The sequence below is a fragment of the Pseudomonas sp. IT-232MI5 genome, from assembly GCF_949767845.1.
Taxonomy (GTDB): Bacteria; Pseudomonadota; Gammaproteobacteria; order Pseudomonadales; family Pseudomonadaceae; genus Aquipseudomonas.
Genome location: NZ_CATKQE010000033.1, coordinates 139608 through 163175, shown reverse-complemented (window position 1 = coordinate 163175; position 23568 = coordinate 139608). Strand labels below are relative to the sequence as shown.

General features: G+C 54.1%; 21 protein-coding genes and 2 pseudogenes. 18 read left to right on the top strand and 5 right to left on the bottom strand.

Going from position 1 to position 23568, the window contains the following annotated elements; all coding sequences use genetic code 11:
• Positions 1–105 precede the first annotated feature (105 nt).
• Both ACM6JQ_RS16745 and ACM6JQ_RS16740 read left to right on the top strand, forming a co-directional pair.
• Positions 106–977: pseudogene (locus ACM6JQ_RS16745) on the top strand (DNA-binding protein).
• 95 nt (positions 978–1072) lie between these two features.
• Positions 1073–1291: a hypothetical protein gene (locus ACM6JQ_RS16740; protein ID WP_414894255.1), complete on the top strand. Its 219-nt coding sequence runs from the start codon at positions 1073–1075 to the stop codon at positions 1289–1291.
• Between the two features lie 178 nt (positions 1292–1469).
• On the opposite strand, the gene ACM6JQ_RS16735 is transcribed toward ACM6JQ_RS16740, so the two are convergent.
• Both ACM6JQ_RS16735 and ACM6JQ_RS16730 read right to left on the bottom strand, forming a co-directional pair.
• Positions 1470–3314 carry a UvrD-helicase domain-containing protein gene (locus ACM6JQ_RS16735; RefSeq protein ID WP_414894254.1) on the bottom strand — a complete coding sequence of 615 codons (1845 nt, stop codon included), beginning with the start codon at positions 3312–3314 and terminating at the stop codon, positions 1470–1472.
• On the bottom strand, positions 3311–5605 hold the full coding sequence (locus ACM6JQ_RS16730) for an AAA family ATPase (RefSeq protein WP_414894253.1): 2295 nt from the start codon (positions 5603–5605) through the stop codon (positions 3311–3313). The genes ACM6JQ_RS16735 and ACM6JQ_RS16730 overlap by 4 nt, the downstream gene beginning before the upstream one ends.
• 442 nt (positions 5606–6047) lie before the next feature.
• Here ACM6JQ_RS16730 and ACM6JQ_RS16725 point away from each other — a divergent pair, with 442 nt between their 5' ends.
• The 4 genes and pseudogenes from ACM6JQ_RS16725 to ACM6JQ_RS16710 form a co-directional block, all read left to right on the top strand.
• Positions 6048–6740 carry an ImmA/IrrE family metallo-endopeptidase gene (locus ACM6JQ_RS16725; protein ID WP_414894252.1) on the top strand — a complete coding sequence of 231 codons (693 nt, stop codon included), beginning with the start codon at positions 6048–6050 and terminating at the stop codon, positions 6738–6740.
• A 104-nt stretch (positions 6741–6844) separates the two neighbouring features.
• The gene (locus ACM6JQ_RS16720) at positions 6845–6973 is read left to right on the top strand and encodes a hypothetical protein (protein WP_256214295.1); all 129 of its coding nucleotides are present in this window, start codon (positions 6845–6847) and stop codon (positions 6971–6973) included.
• A gap of 1133 nt (positions 6974–8106) precedes the next feature.
• Entirely contained in the window at positions 8107–8349 is a 243-nt protein-coding gene (locus ACM6JQ_RS16715) for a hypothetical protein (RefSeq protein ID WP_414894251.1), read from the top strand.
• Between the two features lie 21 nt (positions 8350–8370).
• Positions 8371–8685: pseudogene (locus ACM6JQ_RS16710) on the top strand (hypothetical protein); the annotation flags it as partial.
• A gap of 260 nt (positions 8686–8945) precedes the next feature.
• Here the strand turns inward: ACM6JQ_RS16710 and ACM6JQ_RS16705 are convergent.
• Positions 8946–9293, bottom strand: coding sequence for a hypothetical protein (locus tag ACM6JQ_RS16705; RefSeq protein WP_414894457.1), 348 nt, complete (start codon positions 9291–9293; stop codon positions 8946–8948).
• On the opposite strand from ACM6JQ_RS16705, the gene ACM6JQ_RS16700 reads away from it, so the two are divergent.
• From ACM6JQ_RS16700 to ACM6JQ_RS16690, 3 genes are all read left to right on the top strand, one after another.
• Complete coding sequence (locus tag ACM6JQ_RS16700) at positions 9223–9525, top strand: phage holin family protein (RefSeq protein WP_414894250.1); 303 nt, start codon at positions 9223–9225, stop codon at positions 9523–9525. The genes ACM6JQ_RS16705 and ACM6JQ_RS16700 overlap by 71 nt on opposite strands.
• A 295-nt stretch (positions 9526–9820) precedes the next feature.
• Positions 9821–10126, top strand: a complete 306-nt coding sequence (locus tag ACM6JQ_RS16695) for a hypothetical protein (RefSeq protein ID WP_414894249.1) — start codon at positions 9821–9823, stop codon at positions 10124–10126.
• Positions 10127–10255: 129 nt separating this feature from the next.
• Positions 10256–10858, top strand: a complete 603-nt coding sequence (locus ACM6JQ_RS16690) for a terminase small subunit (RefSeq protein ID WP_414894248.1) — start codon at positions 10256–10258, stop codon at positions 10856–10858.
• A gap of 108 nt (positions 10859–10966) precedes the next feature.
• On the opposite strand, the gene ACM6JQ_RS16685 is transcribed toward ACM6JQ_RS16690, so the two are convergent.
• Complete coding sequence (locus ACM6JQ_RS16685; RefSeq protein ID WP_414894247.1) at positions 10967–14590, bottom strand: transporter substrate-binding domain-containing protein; 3624 nt, start codon at positions 14588–14590, stop codon at positions 10967–10969.
• A 103-nt stretch (positions 14591–14693) separates the two neighbouring features.
• Positions 14694–15920 (bottom strand): EAL domain-containing protein, encoded by a 1227-nt coding sequence (locus ACM6JQ_RS16680; protein ID WP_414894445.1) that lies wholly within the window; start codon positions 15918–15920, stop codon positions 14694–14696.
• 202 nt (positions 15921–16122) lie between these two features.
• On the opposite strand from ACM6JQ_RS16680, the gene ACM6JQ_RS16675 reads away from it, so the two are divergent.
• The 9 genes from ACM6JQ_RS16675 (at position 16123) to ACM6JQ_RS16635 (ending at position 23551) form a co-directional block, all read left to right on the top strand.
• Positions 16123–16749, top strand: coding sequence for a response regulator transcription factor (locus ACM6JQ_RS16675; protein ID WP_257354852.1), 627 nt, complete (start codon positions 16123–16125; stop codon positions 16747–16749).
• Between the two features lie 169 nt (positions 16750–16918).
• Entirely contained in the window at positions 16919–17473 is a 555-nt protein-coding gene (locus ACM6JQ_RS16670) for a fimbrial protein (protein WP_257354854.1), read from the top strand.
• Between the two features lie 71 nt (positions 17474–17544).
• Positions 17545–18099 carry a fimbrial protein gene (locus ACM6JQ_RS16665; RefSeq protein WP_257354855.1) on the top strand — a complete coding sequence of 185 codons (555 nt, stop codon included), beginning with the start codon at positions 17545–17547 and terminating at the stop codon, positions 18097–18099.
• A 45-nt stretch (positions 18100–18144) separates the two neighbouring features.
• Positions 18145–20631 carry an outer membrane usher protein gene (locus tag ACM6JQ_RS16660; RefSeq protein ID WP_257354857.1) on the top strand — a complete coding sequence of 829 codons (2487 nt, stop codon included), beginning with the start codon at positions 18145–18147 and terminating at the stop codon, positions 20629–20631.
• Between the two features lie 21 nt (positions 20632–20652).
• Complete coding sequence (locus ACM6JQ_RS16655) at positions 20653–21408, top strand: fimbria/pilus periplasmic chaperone (RefSeq protein WP_306674107.1); 756 nt, start codon at positions 20653–20655, stop codon at positions 21406–21408.
• 35 nt (positions 21409–21443) lie between these two features.
• The gene (locus ACM6JQ_RS16650; RefSeq protein WP_414894246.1) at positions 21444–22022 is read left to right on the top strand and encodes a fimbrial protein; all 579 of its coding nucleotides are present in this window, start codon (positions 21444–21446) and stop codon (positions 22020–22022) included.
• Positions 22015–22518 (top strand): fimbrial protein, encoded by a 504-nt coding sequence (locus ACM6JQ_RS16645; RefSeq protein ID WP_414894245.1) that lies wholly within the window; start codon positions 22015–22017, stop codon positions 22516–22518. The genes ACM6JQ_RS16650 and ACM6JQ_RS16645 overlap by 8 nt, the downstream gene beginning before the upstream one ends.
• Complete coding sequence (locus tag ACM6JQ_RS16640; RefSeq protein WP_414894244.1) at positions 22515–23009, top strand: fimbrial protein; 495 nt, start codon at positions 22515–22517, stop codon at positions 23007–23009. Before ACM6JQ_RS16645 ends, ACM6JQ_RS16640 begins: the two co-directional genes overlap by 4 nt.
• 8 nt (positions 23010–23017) lie before the next feature.
• The gene (locus ACM6JQ_RS16635; RefSeq protein ID WP_257354862.1) at positions 23018–23551 is read left to right on the top strand and encodes a fimbrial protein; all 534 of its coding nucleotides are present in this window, start codon (positions 23018–23020) and stop codon (positions 23549–23551) included.
• Positions 23552–23568 lie beyond the last annotated feature (17 nt).

Sequence of the window (23568 nt, the reverse complement as noted above, 5' to 3'; positions counted from 1 at the left end):
CTGCACCGTACGACTTAATACGTTAAACGTATCGTATTTGCAGTATCCAAAAAACAAACTCGGATAACATTCAATTATCAGACCTAATATACGCGGAGATCAGCGATGGCAGTAGGAGTACCGGAAGACGAGGTGTTTGCCGCGGCGGATACGGTGCTAGCCCGTGGTGAGCGGCCAACGGTGGAGCGCGTGCGTCTGGAATTGGGTCGAGGTAGTCCGGCGCGAGTTGGCGGGTTGCTGGATGTTTGGTGGGCGCGTTTGGCCGAACGCCTGAACGGAGAAAAGCGACTGCCGGCGTTATTTAGTGAGGTGTCCCGAGCCTTCGTTGCCGTATGGCAGCAAGCGATTCACTTAGCGCAAGTATGACCGAACAAGCGTTGGCTCAGCAGCGCGAAGTACTGGAGGCCGAGCGTGAACGACTGGCGACGGTCGAGGATCAAGTGCGTCAGGATTTAGCAAAGGGGCGCCAACAGGTCACAGAGGCCGTGACCAAGCGTCAGGCGGCCGAATCGCGGTTAGCTGACCTGGATCTGCTGCTGGTACAGCGGCAGACGCAGATTGAGGAGCTGCAACAGCAGCGTGACGTGTTGTTGTGCGAGCGGCTTGATACCCAACGGCAAAACCAGGCACTTCAGCAGGATTTCGAGGCGTTACGACAGAAGCATGAACAGGAGCGAACAGCTCAGGACAGTTATCTGCGTGGGGTTGAGGATCGCGCCCATCGCGAGATCGATCGCGCCCGAGAGGAGGGGAAGGCCGCAGTAAACCAGTTGAAGGCCGCCAGCCGAAAGCATGACGACCTGCAACGAAAGCTGGAGTTGGCCCAGCGCGAACTAAGCCAAGCACAGCAGCATGCCGCGGCGCAGCTAGCCCGGGCTGAAACCCTTGACCAGCAATTGACTCAGACTCGTCAGATTCCCGAGACCAGGCGTAAGCCAAGATCCCGAAAAAAACCGGTATCAACTACAAAAAACTAATAACACTTCCGCTAATGCCAGCAAAGATGCTTGGTCTAATCTCTTCTGGTAAACAGGAATTGACCTTTCAGACCTATCATTCAAGGACGATACAAATGCCAAGTAACTTGGATTCCAATATCGCCACTGCCGATGCGCTGACGCTGCTGCTGCACAACCAGCATGCGCTCGGTGCGGCTATCGAAGAGATCACTCATTGGATTTCAGGGGATGGCGCAGACATTGCCGCTGATAACGCCGTCGCTGCTTTGGGGGCACTGGATGCAAACGCAAAAGCGATAACAGATGCGATCATGCGATTACGGCTATGCTAGGAATCGTTGAGGCCGTCATCAATCGGCCAAAATGCGGCCATTCTCAAACGGCCGTTTTCGGCCAAAAGCAGACCTTGGTGGAAGGCCCGCTCAGACAAAGTGGCTCGCTCATATAGACTCACTGTGAGACCCGGAAGCGTCTACGCAACTCGGGCGATTCAATCCTAAGAAGCAGGTCTCACAGGATTTCGACCTCGCTCTCCTTAAGCCAGCCAGCAGCAACAACGTTTTGCTTGGCGAGTGCAGGCTGGGGTGTGTATACGACAATCGCCAGGCTCTTTTCAGCCCGACTACATGTCACGTAAAGCAGCCTACGCGTACGTGCTAGTGCGTTGTCCTTGCCGTCACGCTCGTTGTCCCGGTCAGTCTTTGTTGGTTCTTTTACACCCAGCAATTTGTCGTAGCTGAATAAGAAGCCGCCTGCCTCCTCATCGTTGATGACAACCATGACTCGTGGAAACTCCAGCCCCTTCACCCCTTGATGTGTGCCGTAGGCTGAAAGGCCATCCGCGTAACTCGCAAAGGCTGCCAGCTCCGAAAATGGACGCTCCAGAAATTGCTGGTAGGCGTAGTTGGTCATCGCGTTCGTATCTTCAGGATCTGGAGCCTCACCAGGAGCTCCTAACACCATTGCCCCAACCAGGTTTTCAGGGACATCAAGCAGTTGAGTTTGCAGCAGAAGCGTTGCGACCTCGCTCAGTGTTGGATCGCTTCTTTCGTAAAGAGAGAGCAGAGCTCGTGTCGCGTTCTCTACGCGCTGTATGTGGGCCGATTGATCTCCTGTTGATTGCATAACATCCTTGCTCAGCAAGGGAGAACGAGAGCGTACGGCTTCAAGCAGGAGGAAGGGATCATTCTTAGCGTTGAGGATGGGAAGAACGCCTTCGCTGAAAACGCGAAGTGCAGGCAGGGTTCCATCCAGCAAGCCTGTTTGAAGGTGCTCAACCGCATGTAAGGGCGTGAACAGTTTCTCGAACCCCATTCGCCGTCCAGCCATCTTATGTTCGAGGATCAAGGTCTTCCGGCCTTCAGGGCCGGTAGCCCATTCTCCGTCGCCGGTGAGTGCAGCCATTGAATGAGCGATTCCTTCCTCAAGATTCGGTGCCTGTTGGTTTTCGCTAATGCAGTACATGCGCACTAAACCTTCAATGGCATCAGGCATGGGGGTCTGCTGATGGGTGTCTGCAGTGCTTCGAATCACGTTGATAAGTTCTACAACCCTACGAGGGCAGCGGCGATTAACGACCTTTTCAGGTTTCAGCCAGTCACCCGGTATCGCTTTATCAAGGCGCGTTACTCCATGGCCGTAAATCTGTTGCATAGTGTCGCCCAGCAGCCCCAAGCAGAAGCGAGTCTTCGCCAATTGCTGGACTTTCAGAAAAGCCTCCATTACTGGGGCGTGGGTATCCTGACTTTCGTCGATCAATACAACTGGGTAACGGTCTACGAGAACATCCAGCAACGGGCGTTCAGAAACGAATGCCGCAGTTAACTTGATGACTTCATCGTGATTGAGTGCTTGTCGCTCTCTGTTGTCGCCAGTGGGGCTGTAGATGAACTTCGTAATCTCGTCGAGATTCTCAAGTCTGCGTATCTTGCTTTGTAGCTTCCGTCTGTTTGCTCGAGAGGTTTTGTTGTCGCCTCTCGAGCGTGCTAGCTCACCCTCGATCTTTTCGATGTCTTGGGGAAGTTTGATCCTTAGCCACTCTCTGATCTCGTTGTCGAATCCTTGGATTAAGCACCATGCGAACGCGTGAATAGTCGAGACTTCCACTAGTGGGTCAAACTCTAACCTCCGAAGAATCTCGTCGCAGGCTGCGTTTGTGTAAGTGATCACCGCAATGCGCCGGCCTTCGAACGTCAGGCGTTCTCGCTCGCGACTTTTGAGTTCGCGGATAGCCTCGACGAGTGAATGGGTTTTTCCTGAGCCAGCACCTGCGTAAAGAAAAAAACTCTTTGGGTCTGCCAGATTCAGGCAAGCCTGCATAATGGTGTCGGCATCTGCAGCAGCTGCTTCGCTCATGGCGTCACCTCCGCGCCCTCGGGCGGAATTACCAGCAGCTCTTTTTGTTTGCTTCGCAATTTGGACTCAAGCCAGTTGAGGCCGTCACTGATGTATACAGGGATTTCGAGGTTGGAAAAGTTTTTATCCCCCAACACGAGCAGGACAAACTCTGCCTTCTTTCCTTCGCGTAGTTCGTTGAAAAACCCTTTCCCGACGGCTTCAGATGTTTGCGATTCATTTAAAACTTTGAAGAAAGCCTTCATCAGACCAGTGCTCCCTGTCTTTTCCGCAAAGTGACGGACGTTGCTAAGCACAAAGCTGTCTTCAAAGGTATTTGGAAGAACTTGTATTGCTTCACCAGTAGCGGGAAGGTGGGTGGAAATAGGAGTTTGATAGGCAACGCGTACCGAGTACAGGTCGTCGATTTGGTGCTCTTTTTTGTTCGCTGGCAGCTCAAGAAGTTCATCCACTGTGGTGCCCAGATGCATCAGCTTCATCCAGCTCCGCAATGTCGGATTGTTCGTAATCTGATCTGCGTTTCTTTGCACCGGTACTGCAGCTTTGTTTAGCCCTGCATCGAGGTCTGTAATAACCAGTGTGAGGATGCCCAGGGCGTCAATTAAAGGCCTTAGCCGGTGCGCGTGGCTGCCACCGATATCGAGGGTTGTGATGTAGCAGCGGTCAAGGAATGGAAACTTATTTCGCAAAAAATGCGGCAGCATCATTCGCTCTGCTGAACCCTCTACCAAGATGACGGCATCGGCGAAGAATATGTCTGCATGCTGTGCCCGCAGATATCTGGTTACGAACTCCTTCGTCTTTGTTCCCTCGCCGAACACGTTAGAGAGATTAGAAACCGTCGACACCGGTACACCGATGTCATACATCCCAGCTGGGAGTCGCCTGAAATACCTAAGGTTCTGGTACTCCACTTCATGTGTTACATGGCTGGAGTGCGTGCTCACCAAAAGCTGAGTTTTCAGATTTGGGTAGCGTTCAAGCAAAGCGTCTCGACAAAGAACTTGGTAGGCGTGCCGCACGAACACTTGTTGCACTTGAACATGAAGATGGGCTTCAGGCTCTTCAATAAGTACGAGGTGGATGGGCTCGACGCGGTCTATTACTTCCGTGCTGGCGGCCCTGGTTTTTCTCAGCCATTCGTCCCTGAAGCTCATCAGCCGGAAAATCATGGATATCAGGTTTTGATATCCCAACCCGTTAGCGGTCTCTGGCAAGTGAAGAGGAGGTGCTCCAGGGGCGCCCTGGATTGAATCCAACTCAAACAGGACGGCCGCTTCATGGTTCATGCCGTCAGTTGTTGCCAAGCGACTTGCGACTTTGATACGTGGGTCATTTCGGCCTGGGTAGCCCAATCCCTCGACCTCTCTAATAGCGGGTTCGAAGCTGCTACCTAGTTTCGTATCGAATGCCGACTGGGCTGCTTCTATCGCCCGCAAAGCTTCGAGATCTGAGATATCGGGGCTGTCACCTGGATCAAGGTGTCGGGAGTAATAGGATCTGAGCTGTTCCGAGAGTTTTCGAGCGCCACTGGGTCTAGTGCTATCGCCTTGATTGTCGTCCGAATGGTCGCCGAATCCCCGCTGTGCATTAATTTCATGGACTCGAATTAATCCGCTGAGAGGATTACTTTCCAAGGGCAGGGCAGTAGGGCTCAGTTGCTGCATTTGCGCCATTCGAGTCGACTTGTCAGGTTTCTCAAGTTGTTTTGGATCTAGGCGGTACCACCGAATCTTGAATTTATCTCCCAGTCGACGGTTCAAATAATCATGAAGGCTCTGCGGCCATAGTGTCAGCGGGCTACCAGGCGGGTCTTCCTTCCCTAGAGCGTCCTCAAGCTCTGCAACCCTCGCGCGCTCCTTGCGATAGTCCGTGTACAACGTATTCATATCATCTGGTTCAAGCAGAAAGCGCATTCCCACAAGCCCCCCGCGCCACTCAAAGCTGGGAATGAGATCGCGGATGAAGTGGAACTCTCCTTGATCTGCCGAGACCCAGATATCCAGACTGGGGAGCCAGTCGGCCCAGTCCTTGGCTGCAGGAATTTCAAAGTCTGCTGGCGGGTTTTCCCACTCCTTCCCCATCTCGTCCAGCTTGGCGAGATGACAAAGAGTCAGATCCTGGAGCCGAAAAGCAGAAGCCTTCGAAACCAAAAATCTCCGTAGTGCCAGCATGGCGGAGGATTTTCCGCTGTTGTTTGCACCTACGAGCAGTGTGGTCTCGTTAGCGAAGTCAATTCGCACAGAAAGCAGCTTTCGGAAGTTCGATATCTCTACGTGCTGGATGCGCATGGGTCGTCCTTGAAAGCCTGAGGAATATCAATTTGCTATCAATGTAGCTAGGTGCCTAAAACAATCAAGAGAGAAAACGGAGACAGATTCATTTTTGCAGCCCAGAAACGACTGATATTGGCCGAAAGCGGACTTGTGGAAACTTGCCCGTATCCAGTTTCAGAGGCTTCCCAACCTACGCTTTAACTCACCGGCCCCGGCTCCATCCACCCACTCAACCAATCCACTCCCAATACCAAAATCAGCGAAAAAATAAATTCGTGTCCATTTTGATTATTTCCGGAAGGCTCGATCCCTGAAACCGTCTGCATGGTGGTTTGCTCATGAGCTTGACCTACTCAACGCCGTTCGTCAGCTGGATCCAAATCTGACGGCGAGATGGTTGAATGTCCTACATATTGTGGTTATTTTTGCTTCTAGCACAATATGTGGTGGTGGCGAAATGGATCGAGAATACATCCAAGAAGCAGCGCATTGGGTTCACGAAGGCCTTTGGGCACACAAGGAAGCTCTGTGGCCTGGCGGACAACCTCCACTATTAAGCATGCTCGATCCCGCAGTTGCGGCTTCACTGTTGGGACTGACGTATCTGGAGCTCCCGACCCTTGGTTCCACAAGATTTGCTCCACAAGGTCAGAAATTCCAAGCAGCTGGGATATTTGATCGGCGCTCCGGAAAAATCGCAGTCTCTACCGAATTCCCATTACATGAACGCCGTTTCACAGCAGCTCATGAGATAGGCCATTTCCTGCTTCATGAGCAAGAAATTATGCATAGGGACCGGCCGATAGGCGGCTATCACTCACTATCGACCAAACCTCTGATTGAGCGCGAAGCGGATTATTTCGCAGCGTGTTTCCTTATGCCCCCTAAGCTTGTGATTGCTCGGTTTGAAACCCAATTTGGATGCAAGGGGCAGTTTCATTTTAACGACGTCAGTTGTTTTCACCTGAACGCTAACGATCCAAATTCCCTTCTTTATGCCTCGCAAAATTCACTCGACCGAGAAATAGCTTTGGCTCGCTGTACCAGATTCAACGGCAAGGCAATCAATTCTTTGGCTCAGCAATTCAGAGTATCTGACAGTGCCATGGCGGTTCGAATCAAGGAATTGAATTTGGTGCGCTGGCCATAGAATTAAGAAACCAACCTTGGTAGGAGGGCAAAGGGGAAATTTACTTTATGAGAAATTGATAAGTGCAAAAACCACAATCAATATCAACGTTTAGGAGAAAGCTTATGGCGCTTAAACCAGGCCCAAAACCAATCGCTAAATCCACCGGTGAAGTTGACAAGCGTCGTCGTGATAATAAAGACACGCAAGGAAACAATCCCGACTTGAAACCTAGCAAATCTTCAAAAAAATAAGTTGTCGCTGGCAGAAGCTACTGTAACGGTAGCTTTTGTCATTGAAAAAGGAGACTTATTTATTTCTCAGAAAAAAGCAGTCCCCAGTCTCAAGAGAAGATAAGTCCCAACCAGAATAGGGGGCGTCTAGGTTTTTGGACGCAATCAGGGTCGTATAACCGGACCCAAGGGTTCGTGTGTTCAGTAATTCGGGCTCATGAAATCGCATCTCACTTTCAAGAGTTTGTCGAATCGAGCACGGTGGGTTTTGTACCCAACGCTAGTGCTTGCCTTGCTCAACTTTTTCACCTTCGTAGCGGTCAGCCAGTATCTTTGGGGGCGATGCGCTCAACGGATATATTCAGACGGGAAAATATTTTGTGTGTGCTCATGGAAGCTGCGTCCACGTATCGCCAGAAATTTGGCAATACAGCTACTGGCATGCAGTGACCGCAATGGGAGGCATCCAGTTTTCGATTGCGGAGGTCGCTCTCTTCGTTAACACAGGTGACATCACAATTGACTGGAATGCGCCCTAATCATTCATCCAGTTGGACGGCTTACCATCCGCTTAATTCTAGCGTTGAACGTCTATTTCTAGCCGAAAGCTGCGGCTCACGGACGGCCGCTTTTGGCCGAAAGCTGCCTCAGAAATAGTCCAGCCCCGCGCAGGGCTTTTTTAATATGCCAGTCATAGATCCTCGCGGAGCGCACCACAGACTCTTGCCCGTTCGGACATCTTGAAGCACTCTTCTGCCACTGATGTTTTTAATGGGAAATTGATATGAACCAAACCTATTTGCAGGGGCGCTGGGGGGTATTCAAGAACCCTGCAGCGCAAGAGCCTATTGGGATTTTGATCGATGGAACGGGGGTGCCTATCGCTCCAGGAGGGCCGATTTTCAGGTTGGCGGGCGATCATCTGGTAGACCCGCAAGGGGTGAGGGGACCGCTCGCACCATTCCGGACAGTGGAATGGATAGTTAACCATGGTCAGAATGACCAGACCTATGTACTGAAGCAGATTGGTTAGTTAGCCCGTACAAACCCATCCCCGTGCTGGGTTTTTTGCCTCTGGCGCTAGTGCCTCTGTGTTCGGGCTGTTACGTAGAGGGCTTCTCGGCAGTGGCCGGCAGACATAAGGAGCATCAACAATGAAGGTGAAGGATCTCATAGAGCAGTTACAAAAGCTGGATCCGAATCTGCAGGTCCTTGCTGCTTGTGAGGATGAAGGCGTGGTAGTACCGGGCTATTTCGTGCGCCCCTTTGAAGTCACTGAAGTCTCTTCAGTCAGCGTCGAAATAGACTCGGACGACGAAGGTCGTCGCACCATGTGTGCAGTCCCAGTTGAGGATGGTCAGAAGTTTGCGGTCATCGAGATCACATCTGTTTTCTGATCCCGGACCTATGCAACTAAACCCAACAGCGATGAGGTCGCCGCCGGTTACTCGGGCGGCAACATGGTCGCGATGATGATGGAGAGCGGTGCTCAGCTCTTGCGCGGCAGGCGCGGGAGCAGGGTGCCGCTGGAGGCCTCCCTGGACATCGAGCGCATCGTCAAGAAACGCCTTGATCCCGAGTTGATGACGGTGGTCCAGGTGCATTACTTCCAGCCTGATGCGCCTCTGACTGCGCGTCTGGCTGAGAGTGGCTGCACACGCAACCTCTACTACCAGCGCCTGCATGACGCTCACATCGTGGTTGAGCACTTCCTCCTGATGGAAGCGGCTTGATCGTGGGCATTACTCTGGCTCACGCCGTCCCACTGGCCTGCCTCCGTCCCACTGCTTTTTGCGGTGGTAGGACGGGCGCAGGCCCCGTCGTTCTTGGGCTGTCCCACCGTCCCACCTTTTTCATGCCTCCCGCCCGTGTATGCGTAGCGGGCATCAATGCGCGTGTTCACGCGCACGCGTGTTTTTAAATATTCTCTCTATACACGAGAAAAGAGAGATAAAAGTAGGACGGTGGGGCAAAGCCCCAATCTGCGGGGCTTTCAGACGTCCCACCTTGTTTTAGAAAGGTGGGACGTATGGGACGCCAGAAAAGCAAAAGACAGCCGGGATAGATATTCACCGACATTCGCCAGCCGTTCACCGGAAGGCATTAAAACGGTCTTGCTGCCACCAGAATCGACCTGTAAAAAGGGGCTATCTTCGATGGGTGCGACCGCAAAGCGCGGCAGGCCACCCACCACCTGACCCGGCCATTGCGCCGGGTCTTTTTGTTTAAGGGGCAGGGCGATGACGAACGAGCAACAGGCACTGGCATAGATGCCGATCTGGTTGGTGATTGCGCTGTCCCTGGTTGGTGGTGTGTCCGGCGAGATGTGGCGCGCTGACAAGGATGGGGCGCGAGGCTGGTCGTTACTGCGCCGGCTAGCACTTCGGTCCGGTGCCTGCATCGTTTGCGGCGTGTCGGCGATGATGTTGTTGTTCGGCGCGGGCCTGTCGATCTGGACAGCGGGTGCGCTGGGTTGCCTGACCGCGATGGCCGGCGCGGATGTCGCCATCGGCTTGTACGAGCGCTGGGTGGCCAAGCGGCTGGACCTGAGCGAGGCCGAGCCGAAGGTATGAGTCGGGCAGGCCGGGCAGGGCGCAGATTTCACGGGTCCTCCCCGAGGGCCGCCCCCTACACGGGTTATCGAACTCGCGGATTCTCTCTAGCTGAAACGTACGCAGGGATGTCCGTCTTTCGAAGTGGCATGGGCTTCACAGTCGGATGCAGAGCTGGCTGACTGGCCGACGTAAGTGAGGTGAGTAGGAGAAGTTTCCCACATGATTTTAGGAACAGTCTGATAGGAAGAATTTCTGCCTTCCATGAAAGTCGGGGGTTAAGCGATCGCTAACTCGCATGACGAAGGACAAGCATATGAAGCCTCTGCGTGACATTCAGAATTTACAGCTGAGACTGGTTGAGTCCGCGTCGGTAAATGAAAACTGCGCTGCTGACCTGTTGAGCATCCTCCGCAAACTCACCGCTGCTGAGGCCAACAGCGTCGTCGAAATTATCGGCTTGCTACAACATGAGGCTGCAATGCTTTACGAACTGTCCAAAGACTTAACGATTCAACGTTATGCGGCAATTTTCGATAAGACAGCCTTTTGGCCAACGAAACACTTGCCGACAGCGTCCTCTGCTTTCGCTGGGACTGCCAAAAAACGTCGGGGACCCTGAGGACTTTCAAAGGACACGGGGTCGGAAACCCGCGGGATCTTGTTAGTGGGAAGCCCGCCAGCTTACTGAAATTTCAATCCACTGAAATCTTGAAAGGATTCATTGAAAAGCCGCTGAAAAGGAGGGCTTATGACCGCAGCCACGTACCTGTCCAAGAGCGCCTTCGCCGCGCACATCGGCCGGTCACCGAGTTACATCACCTGGCTCAAGGAGAACGGTCGACTGGTGCTGTCGCCCAATGGCAAGCAGGTCGACGTATTGGCCACCGAAGCGTTGATCCGCGACACCGCCGACCCGAGCAAGGCGGCCGTCGCCGCTCGCCACCAACAGGAGCGGCTTCAGCGTGATGTTTACAGCCACGTCGCAGCCCAATCCGAGCCGACTAACATGGCTGCGCCGCCACCCGCTGATCCTGCTCATGGGCAGACTCCAGACTTTCAGAAAGCACGAGCGCATCGAGAGCATTACCTGGCGCGCATGGCAGAGATGGAGTTTCGCAAGGCACAGGGTGAGCTGGTGGAAATCAGCTTTGTGCAGAAGGCCGCGTATGAAACGGCTCGGTCTCTCAATCATTCGCTGATGAGCTTGTCGCCGCAATTAGCACCGCAGCTCGCAGCCCTGTCGGATCCATGGGAGGTGGAGCGGCAGCTCACTGCCGCATTGCGTGAGCGGCTTAACGAAGCGGCTCAAGTTTCCAGTGACGACTATGGCGTTACGCTGCAGCAGTGCTGAATCATACGCGCTGAGCACCGGCAAACATTAAAGGTCTGCGATGATGAGGTTAAAGAATGGGTAGATTTTTTAGTTAAGGCGACGCTGGACTTACTCGGCTGATGCAAGTCAACCTATGTTGAGACCCAGCAACGCTTGCTCAAGCGTATCAATGGCCGCCCCCAGCTGGTTAACCAGCTCGCTAAGATGGGCCAAGGAAACGTTTGGATCAATGCACGCCACTTCAAGCCTGCGGCAACATTGAGCCAGGTGCTCGCCTTTTACTACTCGCGCTGCGCCATTGATGCGATGAGCGAGTTCCGCAAGTTTTTCGATCTCGCCCTCTTGCAGCAACGCAAGCATCAGTTGGCAGTCCTTGCGATTGCTCTTGATCAACTCATCGAGGATCAACCGGACCTTGAGGGGGTCGCTGCTGATCAGCAACTCCAGTGGGCCAAGATCAACCAGTTGCACCGAGTCCGAAGCTTCGGGCAGTTGCGCCTCCGTGGGTAGATCGAAGTCGTCGGCCTGATGGTGCATCAGCAAGTGCGAATCGAGTTCATCGATACCCATTGGCTTGATCAGGCAGTCGGTCATACCTGCGCGAATGCACAGTTCAATTTCTTCGGGCTGGGCATCAGCGGTAAGGCCGATGATCACAGTAGCGTCCAGTGCGTTTTGCAGTTCCTCTCGCCGAATGGTTCTGGCTAGTTCTGCGCCGTTCATGACTGGCATCTGGCAATCGGTGATGACGATATCGAACGGGAGCGAACTCCAGTACTCATAGGCCTGCTGACCATTCTCGGCCTCGGTCACTTCATGGCCTAGATACTGCAGCTGTTGAGACAACACCTGGCGATTGACTTGATGATCGTCGACTACCAATACCTGCAAGCTGTAACGCTGCTTCGGCTGCGGTGGCACCAGCAAGGGGGGCATGAGCGATTCAAGGACTTGTACACGTAACTCGATGTTGATCTGCGTACCGCGGCCCAACGTGCTGCTCATGTGCAATTGGCCGCCCATCATTTCGCATAGCGAGCGACAGATAAACAGACCAAGCCCGGTGCCTTCGGTGTGCGGCATATTGCGTTGCACTTGCGCGAAAGGGCGAAACAATTGCTGCTGATCGGCAGTACTGATACCAACGCCGGTGTCTTCAACGCTAAGACTGATGTGCAGCCTATTGCTATCGATGAAAGCGCCCACGATGCTGATCGTGACCGTCCCTTCCTCGGTAAATTTGATCGCATTGCTGATCAGGTTGGAGAGGATCTGCTTGAAGCGCAGGGCATCGACCAGCACATCGCAGTTCAGACTCGCATCGATCTCCAGAATCAAACGCAGGCGTTTCTGTCGGGCCAGCCCTTCGAACACACGCACCACTGATTCGATCAGCTCGCGCAAATTGGCGCGATTCGGTGACAGACTCAAGCGCCCCGATTCGATGCGGGCAATGTCGAGGATATCGCCGATCAAACCCAACAAGCTTTTTGCCGACGTGTGCGCTATTTCAATACTGGCGCGGTCGATGGGATGGTTGTTGGCGCGTTTGAGTGCCAATTCCAGAATGCCGATCACCGCATTCATCGGCGTGCGGATTTCATGGCTCATAGTGGCCAGGAAACGGGTTTTTGCCCTGCTGGCGCAATCAGCCTGACTCTTGGCTTCCTGCAATTGCAGCACCATTTGGTGGTGTTCAGTGATATCCAGCCAACCACAAATAATGCCTTTGATTGCACCTTGGGAGTCATGGAAAGGCTGTACCCAATGGCTGATGGATATCGCCCTGCCTTGCAGCTCAATGATCTGGGTCGACTCGATGGTCTGACCGTCGAGCAGCGCTTGCTGGTAATTGTCGAGGAGCTGGGACGGGCTTTTGAAGTTGGCGGCAGGCAACTCGTTCAGTGTCTTGCCCAACACTTGTTTTTTGTCCAAGCCGACACTTCTCAGGAAACTGCGGTTACACGACAGGATGAAACCATCGATACCACAAACATGCAGCGGTGGCGGCATGCAGTCGGTCAACGCTTCGACGAACTGCAGTTGGTCATTGAGCATGCGTTCAGCCCTGAGTCTGCCCTTGATCTGGCGGTGCAAAAAAAACACCCACAATAACGCCAACAACAAAAGCAACGCCGCCCCCAGGACGACCTGGCGGATCACCCGTTCGTAATCTATCCACGTTTGACCGCTCATTCCGGGGGGAGAGCGCCAACGGTTAGCGATCGCACTGAGTTCATCCGGAGCCAGGTTTAGCAGCACCTGGTCAATGATGGATTGGAGTTCTGCATCATCGCGACGCAAGGTGAAGTTGACGGTGCTGGGGCCTAAATCAAGTACATGGTTGATGATCAATTCGTCGCGGAACAGTCGTTCGATGTAGTACCGCGCTGCGGGCAATGCAATGACGGCGGCATCGGCCTTGTCTTCGTAGAGCAGGTTCATTGAGTCCAGCGTGCCACCGGCTTCGATCACGATGGCCTTGGGGAATTTTTTGCGCAATTGCGGTATTGCGACATGCCCGCTAGGGATGGCGACGCGCTTGCCAGCCAGGTTTTCCAGTTTACCTCGTTGATCATCTTTGCTCAGCAACACGAAGGGACCGTTGATCACCGGTGTGGAAAAGCGCAGATACTCTTCTCGTTCAGGGCTGGCCGTCATCAACGCCAGATCGGCTTCGCCCTTGTGCAAGGCTTGAATGATCTGTGGGTAGCCGCCGCTACGCGAAATCACTTGAAACTGCAGTCCGGTACTGAGGGTTATCACGTCAAGCAGATCAGCCACACCCCCGGAAAATACACCGTTGGCATCGAAATAAGCACCTGGGGCCATGTCGTCATTGATGACCAGTCGAACCACCGGATGACGCTCGATCCAGCGCATTTGTTGCATTGTCAGGCCGATGGGTTCTTCGTCGGGAATGAAACTGTTGCCGACCCAGCGCTTGGCCAACGTGTTCAGTCGATCGCTGCCGATGGTGTCAATGGCGACATTGAGCAGGCGCTGCAATCGTGTATTGTCCGCGCGCATGGCATAGCTGTAGCCGCTGAAAGAAAGATCGCTGAAGCGTTCAAAACGTATGTAGCCATAGAACGACCGGTTGATCTGGTAGTAGGCGCTGAACAGGTTGCCGACATAGACATCGGCCTGACCGAACGCGGTCGCCGCGATGGCCTGTTCATGACTGGTATACACCTGCAATTCAGCTTTCGGGTAGCGATGTTGCAACGCTTGCAGATGCTCGCCGGTGACCGCCACCTGCATGCCGACCAGGTCGGTTGGCAATTCGCGTAATTCTCCGTTGCGCTTGAACACCGCTAGCCGGTCACGCGCGTAGGGATTGCTGAAAACAAGATTGCGGTTCGACTCGTAGCTGCCATGACGGGTTATGACATCGATGCTGCCTGCTTCCAGTGCCTGCTCAGCGGCTAGAGCACTGGCGAAGGGTACAATTTTGATTTTGAGCACCAGCAGTTGTGCCACTAATGCCGCGACGTCAGCGCTTATACCTTCATATTGATTGCTCTCGGCATTGACCGAAAACGGCGCCGGTTCGTCAGGCGATACACCGATCTTGAGCTCGGCTTTGTGGCGCAGCCAACGCCAGTCCTGAGTGGAAATGCCGATGTCTTGACGATCAATGTGCGTCTGGCTGGTCAGCAGATGGGGCGCGAACGACGGTAGTGCAGCCTGTGCGAGCGTGTTTGATGACAACGTGCACAAGATCAGCCAGAGAAGGCGTAAGTACATTGGGAAGCGGCCGAGTGAATCTGAGGGGACTGGAGCCAGTCGTATGCAGGAGGGGCCTGTGTGCGCGCTTCGCGATACAGCAGAGCCGTCATGGCTGACTGGATTATAGTTCAAAGCCTTTGCCTTTATTCAGTGCTTCTGCATTAGCGATCAGAAGGGTCCGACAGTAGTCGATGAAGTGATTTTGCGGCATGGGGCGGGCAAACAGATATCCTTGCGCAGTGGTACAACCCAGCCCGATCAGGCGATTGCGTTGCTCGGTGGTTTCAACGCCCTCTATGACCAGCGAGATGTCCAGTGCCTGCGCCAGTGCAACCGAACAACTGATGATCGCCGCACTCCTGGGCTGGCTTTGCATCTTGCTGACGAACGCGCGATCCAGTTTTATCTCGCTGAACGGCAACTCGCTGAGCCGATCCAGCGATGAATAGCCCGCGCCAAAATCATCCATGGCCAAGCCGCAGCCGAGGATACGCAACCGGACAAGGTTTTCCAGGCTGTTGGCTGGCGCACTGAGCAGTCCCGATTCGGTGATCTCGAAGATGATGCAAGTGGCGGGCACGCGCGCGCGCTTGAGCATTCTGGGGATACGTTCAGTCAGAGTGCTGCACGCTAATTGGGCTGGATGCAGATTGAACGCCAGGCTGATTATCATGCCTTGCGCGCTCATTCGCTGATGCAGGGCCAAGCCCTGTTCGAACAAGTGCCAAAACATCCTGTCGATCAGGTTGTGCTGTTCCAGCACCGGTAAAAAATGTGCCGGCGCCAGGACGCCCCATTCTGGGTGCACCCAGCGCGCGAGTACTTCTGCACCAACAAGTACTTCGCCCTGCAAGGTCACCTTGGGTTGGTAATAGGCTTCGAATTCGCCGTTGTCCAGGCCTTGCAGCACTGCGTTCAAGGACGGCATTTCAGTCGATGACAACAACTTTGGCTCGACTTTGCATAGCATCTGGTAACGGTTGACCAGTTGGCTGAACCCGCCAATGTTGAAAGGTTTGCCGAGGTCCCCGAGAAAGGTCAAACCAAGGCAATGGATCATCAGTACCGTAGCCTGGCGCAGGACGGGATCCAGCCCACTGCAAAGGACCACCGCACGCACCTTCCCACTGCTGGTGGCATGTCGCAGGAAGGCCAGGCCATCCATGCCGGCCATCTTGAGGTCGCACAGCAGAATATCCACCTGTTCGCAGCCCTCCAGGGTCGCGACTGCCTCTTTGCCGTCAGCGGCTTGCAGAACCGTCCCCGGCAACAGCTTTTCAAGCGCGGTCACGGTAACCAGCCGCTGGAACGGCTCGTCCTCCAGCACCAGAACTGTCAAGTCTCGCATCGCACATCTACACCGAGGGGAGGGGGCAACGAGTGTGCTGGCGAGTTTTCGGTGTCCAAATGGGAAATTTCCGATACTTCTTGGGAAATTTCCCAAGATCATCTTCTTCAAGTCTTACAGATCGGTCCTGTTGACTAAAAGTGTTAGCCTTCCTGTTCCCTGCTTCACTGTTCAGTCGCAAGCGCGTTCAAGAGGTTCAACAATGCATAGCGTTCTCGTAGTTGACGATCACCCGGTGATCCTCCTTGCCGTCAGGATCCTGTTAGAGAAGCACGGCATGCGCGTGGTGGGAGAGGCAAACAACGGGGTCGATGCAGTTCAGATGGTGCGTGAGCTGACACCGCAAGTAGTGATTCTCGATATTGGCATTCCCAGGCTCGACGGTTTTAGCGTGATTACCCGGATCAAGGCATTGAATGTGCGTAGCGAGATCCTGATTCTGACCTCTAAACCCGCCGATGCGGTATGCCGACGCTGCATCCAGCTCGGAGCCCGCGGTTTTGTGAATAAGGAAGAAGGGCTGGACAAACTGGTCACGGCCATCAAGGCAGTTGACGCGGGGTATACCTTTTTTCCTTCACTGGCCTCGGACAGTGTCAGTACCGAAGATCAACGGACTGAGCTCAAGCGAATTCAATCACTGACAGATCGCGAGCTGACAGTGCTACAACATCTGGCTCAGGGTTATTCCAATAAACAGATCAGCGAAAAGTTGTTTCTCAGCAATAAAACCATCAGTACTTACAAGACGCGTCTGCTGCAAAAACTCAGTGCGGCGTCACTGGTGGATCTGGCCGAGCTCGCGAAGCGTAATGCCCTGATCTCTTAACAATATGGTGAATAATGTAGGAATCTTCCGAGGGTGATGTCGGAAACGTCCTACTCATTTTTACATCTCATCCTTCTAAAGTTGTTGCAGCTCAACGGTGTATCGATACCGAGCTTCGAGAGAGCTCCGGTGAGCCCCTCAAGGACAACATCAATTTTAGGAGTATGAAATGAAAGTTAAAACTCTGGCCAGCGCAATGATGGCTATTACTGTTGCTGCAACGTCTGTCGTTGCCATGGCTGTGGATCAAGGTAAAGGTGTTATCACTTTCAAAGGCTCGATTATTGATGCGCCGTGCTCTATCGCTCAAGAATCGCAATATCAGACCATTGAAATGAACCAGGTCGCCAACGTCGCGCTGAAGAACGGTGGCAAATCCAGTCCGACGCCGTTCAAAATCGAACTACGTGGTTGCGACATGGGTTCGCTGAAGTCCGCAACCGCGACATTCACCGGTTCTCCGGCAAGCAACCCTGACTTGCTGGCGATCAAAGGTACTGCCCGTGGCGCAAGTCTGGCGATTGCCGACCACAATGGCCAGTTGATCAAGCTGGGCAGCGCGTCGCCTGCGCAAACGCTGTCCAACGGTGACACCTTCCTGTCCTATAGCGCTTACCTGCAGGGCGACACGCTGGCCGGTGTGGGCGAGGAGCCTGGTACCGCGTCTGAAATCACTCCGGGCGACTTCGAAACATTCGCAAACTTCACCCTCGCTTATCAATAACTCGCTCCGTTACTGAGAGGCCCTGGAGTGCCTGGCAGGTAGGCACTCCAGGGACGCTGGCGGAGGTATTGATGATTCGTTCGAGTATGCTTTTGCTGTCGCCGCCGTTGCTGTTTTGCGGTCTTTTCGCAGCGTCGCTTCATGCCGACGAGATGGCTGTTGGCGGCGCACTGAAAGGGCGTGTGCAGTTGTCAGGGAGTATCGTGGATACCGGCTGTGTCATGAGTGTGGGCAACGAAGGGCAGACAGTCGTCTTTCAACCCGCTGCGTTGCACGGTCTGATCCATGGCGATGCCTCGTTTCAGCGGCCATTGAATATTCTGCTCAGCGGCTGCAGCGCTTTGGATGACCAGGGTCATGCCAGTTCATTGCGAGCTTTGAAGTTAACATTCGAAGGCGACACCCGCGGACATTACTTCGATATCCACGGTGTGGCCCAAGGCGTGGCATTGCAAATAAAAGATAGTCACGGAAAAGTGATCACGCCAGGCATGCCGCTTGATAGTGCAACTCGCGCTGTCGACGCAATCGAGCTTAATTATTTCCTTGAGCTTGTGGGTAACGGAAGTTCACTGCAGGCGGGTAATTATCACGCCACGATAAAGCTGAGTATTCAACACTTTTAATTGGCTGAGGCGACTGCAGCTTAACCGATCAAGGATTGTATTCGCGTGGATCACCGTAAGGTATTGACCGCCACTATTTTGTATTGTTTGTCGACTTGGACAAGTGCGGCCCCGGAGTTTCAGTTCAATACTGACGTACTGGATCTCAAGGATCGTCAAAACCTGGATCTTGGAGTATTCGCTTCGGCGAACTTCATCATGCCGGGGGAATATACACTGATGGTTCATCTCAATCGCGATACGCTAGTTGAATTTCCGGTTACCTTTGTTACTGCCGATGACGATCCGAAAACCAGTCTTGCCTGCCTTTCTCCCGCGCTTGTGGCTGAGTTGGGCCTCAAAGCCCAGACGCTGAAAAATCTGACGTGGTGGCGTGAGGGTTCGTGTCTGCAACTCAGCAGTATTCCCGGCATGCAGGCCCGTGGTGATCTGGGGTCTTCCGGGCTTTACCTGAGTGTGCCGCAAGATCAGCTGGAATATACCGCCGCGAATTGGGACCCACCTTCACGCTGGGACAACGGTATCAGCGGGGCGATGTTTGATTACAACGTGAATGCCCAGACCACCGACCGCAAAGACGGTCGCAGCGACAGCTTGACGGGCAACGGTACGGTTGGTTTGAACCTGGATGCCTGGCGCCTGCGCGGCGACTGGCAATCGCAAATGCAGCGCAGCGCGGGTCAATCATCACAGCAGCAATTTGCCTGGAGCCGCTTTTATGCGTTGCGTCCGATACCGTCGCTGGGCTCAAGCCTGATCGTCGGCGAAGACTATCTGGACTCAAACCTGTTCGGCAGCTTTCGCTATACCGGAGCCAATCTGAGCAGCAACGACAACATGCTGCCGCCCAATCTTCGCGGATACGCCCCGGAGATCGCCGGCGTGGCCCGGACAAATGCTCGGGTGGTCATCAGCCAACAGGGAAGGGTGCTCTACAACACTCAGGTACCGCCTGGACCCTTCCGTATTCAGGACCTCAACGATGCGGTCAGTGGCCAATTGGATGTACACGTGGAAGAACAGGACGGCGGCGTTCAGGATTTCAAGGTGGATACCGCCAGCATTCCCTACCTGACGCGCCCAGGCTCCGTTCGTTACAAATTGGCCAGTGGCAAACCTTCCGACTGGGAGCATCAGCTGGACGGCCCGGTGTTCACAACCGGTGAGTTTTCCTGGGGGGTGAGCAATGGCTGGTCGCTTTATGGCGGCGGTCTCGGCGCCAAGGATTATGGCTCCCTTGCGCTGGGTGTCGGTCGTGACCTGATGAGCTTTGGTGCGTTGTCGGTGGACGTAACTCAGTCCCGTGCCAGCGTGCCGGTCAGCAGCAGTGCGTTGACCGGCAAATCTTACCGAATCAGCTATTCCAAGCGTTTCGATGAATACGACAGTCAGGTGACCTTCGCGGGCTATCGTTTTTCCGAAGAAAAATATATGAGCATGAATGAGTTCATTGAAGCCCGGCGCGGCGATCAGCCGCTGAACCGGAGCAAGAATATGTACACCACGACAGTCAGCAAACAGTTTCGCGATGCCGACCTTAGTGTCTATTTCAATTACAACCATCAAACCTACTGGGACAGTCGGGCGAGCGATCGCTTCAGCTTGTCAATGTCGCGTTATTTCGACGTGGGTGGTTTGAAAAATCTCAGCGTGTCGATGACCGCCTACAAAAACAAGTCGAATCGCGCCTCCGACGATGGCGCCTACCTCTCGATCAATATCCCCTGGGGCGGTACCGGATCCGTGAGCTATAGCGCATCGGTCAGCGGCGGCGAGAATACACACACCATGAGTTACTACGACAGTCTCGACGAGCGTAATCAATACATGCTCAGCGCGGGCAAGACATCAAACGGCGAAACCGCGAGTGGTTTTCTCTCCCATCAAGGGGATCTGGCCCAAGTGGTTGCCAGTGGCAGTTACCAGACGGGCGAATACACCTCGGCCGGTTTGTCGGTGCAAGGCGGTGCGACGATCACCGGCCAGGGCGCCGCTCTGCATCGCAACAGTGTGATGGGCGGCACTCGTTTGCTCGTCGACACCCAGGGCGTGGCAGGCGTGCCGGTCCGTGGGAATGGAGGCCTCACGCACACCAATAGTTTCGGTAAGGCGGTGGTCACCGACGTCAACAGCTATTACCGCAATCAGACCAGCATTGACCTGGATGCTTTGCCAGACGATGTGGAAGCGACTCAGTCGGTCATTCAGGCCACGCTCACAGAAGGTGCGATCGGTTATCGCCGCTTCGACGTTATTGCCGGCCACAAAGCCATGGTCACCATTCTGATGGCCGACCGGGATGCACCGCCGTTTGGCGCGACAGCCAAGAATAGCCGAGGTCAGGACACCGGAATTATCGGTGAAGAGGGTTCGACTTACCTGAGCGGCATGAAGCCCGGCGAAACCATGTCGTTGAATTGGGGCGGAAGCGCGCAATGCCGTTTCACCCTGCCCCAAAAGCTCGACTCACTCACATCACAACTGGAACTGCTGTGTCTGCCTCTTGGCGACTCCGACAAAGCGGCCACTTAGTTTTTGCCACGGGAAAAATCCATGATGATCTTCAAACGCTACAACCTGGTGGTGTTCGCTCTGCTTTGTGCGGGTTCAGCCCAAATGAGCCAGGCCGCCGTATCACTGGACCGCACCAGAGTGATATTTGCCGGCAGCGAAAAATCCGTAAGCCTGAGCATCAGTAACCAGAACACCCAGTTGCCTTATCTGGCGCAGGGCTGGATCGAAAACGAACAAGCGGAAAAAATCACCAGTCCGATGGTCGTGTTGCCACCCGTCCAGCGCCTGGAGCCTGGCGCCAGTAGTCAGGTGAAGATTCAGGGCTTGCCGGAGTTGAGCAAGCTGCCTCAAGACCGTGAATCGCTGTTCTATTTCAATTTGCGTGAAATTCCGCCACGCAGCGATAAACCGAACACTTTGCAAATCGCTTTGCAGACTCGAGTGAAGCTGTTTTATCGGCCTTTGGCGATTGCGCCCAAGGTGGGAGTGAGCGAAGTACCCTGGCAGGAAAAACTGACCTTGACTCGTCGCGGGGACAGCTATCAGGTCAACAACCCGACGCCTTTCTACATCACTGTGATCGAAGCAGCGCCTGACCTCAAGACTGAAAGCCCGGCGCAATTCAAGCCCTTCATGATCGCGCCCAAGTCTCAGCAAGACCTTGGTCTAGGCACCCGGGCACTGGGTGAAAAACCGGTGCTGACTTACGTCAATGACTACGGCGGTCGTCCGCGATTGCAGTTCAGCTGTGTGGCGGGAGCCTGTACGGCCAGCCCCGTCGTTAACAAAAAGTAACCTCGAGCCATGTTCTTTTCACTTGAGTCGACACCATGATCTCTGCAATCCGCGGCTGTCTGGCGGCATCGTTCTGCTGTGCAAACCTTTCAATCCCGGCGCTGGCTGCTGGCAATGATGTGCAGACGGCTGAGTTCCAGGTGGTCGGCAGCTTGCTGGAAAGCGCTTGTTATCTGGATACGAGCTCTCGTCATCAGACGCTGGATCTGGGCGACTTGAACACTGCCCATCTCGCCCGAATCGGCGACCAGGGCAAACCTGTGACGTTACAGCTGAAGCTGCGCGGTTGCGTGCGCAGTGAAGGAGGGCGGCGCGATGAGCGACTCGGTACGTTGCTCTGGAGTGCCAGTGAGCCGGTGGCCACGTTGAGCTTCAGCGCGGTAACCGACCCCGACACCCCGGAACTGATCAAAGTATGGGGCGCGGGTGGTTTCGGTCTGCGTATGCAGGACTTACAGGGGAACAACTTGGTTTTGGGGCGTACCGCTCCCGTGTGGTTTGTTTCTCCCGGCGAGAGCCAACTGACGTATTACATCCGTCCTGAGCGCACCGCCGCGCCACTGCGGCCGGGCATGTTTCGCGCCAGCCTCAATGTGAATCTGAGCTATGACTGACGATCGCATCATGGTGATTTTTAGGGTTGCAATGCTGGCGTTGGCGTTGGGTGCTGCCATGTCCGCCGATGCGTATGAAGCGACCGTCACAATCAGCGGCACTGTCTTGGCGAGCATTCCCTGCGTGATCAACAACGAGAAGCCTATCGTGGCGGCTTTTGGGGATGTGCAAATCGCCGATATTGATGGCGCGTATAAAACCATCACCCTTGATTACACCCTCGATTGCGCCAAGGCGGTGAAGAACGAAGTGCGCATGCAGGTGCGGGGCACCGAAACCTGGTTTTCCCCGGCCTTGTTGGCGGTACCGGGCAATAACGAGCTCGGAATTGCCTTTAAAAAAGAGGGTGCTGCGCTTGCGTTGAATACCTGGGCCAACTTTGATGCCGGCAAAAAACCGCTGTTGCAAGCGGTGCTGGCGAAAAGGTCACAAAGCAGTGAGATCGTCAATGGCGCTTTCTCTGCCAGTGCAACCATGGTGGTGGAGTATCGATGAACGCTCTTTTTCAAGTTCTGTTGGGGCTATCGTTCGCCATATTCTCCCTGGCGTGCGTCGCCGACAACATGCAATTCACTGGCACTTTATTGGCGAGACCTGTCTGTGCGGTGAGCGACAAGGGTCGGCGTATCGATGTCAGCTTTGGCAATCTTGCCGTCAGCCGAATTGATGGCGAGCGATACCTCAAGCCAATCCCGTATCAGATCAGCTGTCCCGGGGCCGTCATCGGCGCATCCTGGCGCATGCGCCTGACGCTAAAGGGCGTTCCTGCCGTATTCGAGCCCAAGGCACTGCAGTCTTCGGTGTCGGACCTTGGCATCAAGCTGATGCTGGGGGGGACCGAACTCATCCCTAACCAGCCTCGATACATTCAGGTCATCCCGACTGCCTTGCCCCTGCTCGAAGCGGTTCCTATCAAGCTTGCTGGCAGTGATCTACCCAGCATCGATTTCTATGCTTCGGCGCTGTTGTTGGCCGAGTTTTACTAGGACTCCCTATGCTCATGCGGACTGTATATCTGAGCTTTTGGTTTGTCGTCATTGTGTGGTTTCCATCGACTGCGTCAGCAGAAGACAACTTGTACTTCTCGGGTACGCTGGTGAACGAACCTTGTGTGCTTGCTATGGAAGACGAGTTGCTTGAACTGGATTTCAAAAATGTTATTGAAAAAGAGCTTTACCTGAATGGTCGTACGCGTGGACGGCCCATTACCTTGCATTTGCAAAATTGCCAATTGGGCACCGGTAAAAGCAAGGTGAAATTATCGTTTAACGGCCCGGAAAGCACTGAAACTCCGGGATTGTTAATGATTCAAAGCGCTGACGTTCATGGCTTGCTAGTGGGCCTGGAAACGCCGGGTGGCAAACCCTTGGTATTGAATAAAATTCACGACATGGGAGCCCTGATCAAAGGCGACAACCTGATATCCTTCAACGCTTACCTCCAAGGGGAGACTAAAGCAATGCAGAACAAAAGTATTGGTTTAGGTGTGTTTTACTCGATTATGAGTTTCACGGTCTCTTATGAGTAGCGTTGTAAGATTGTCGT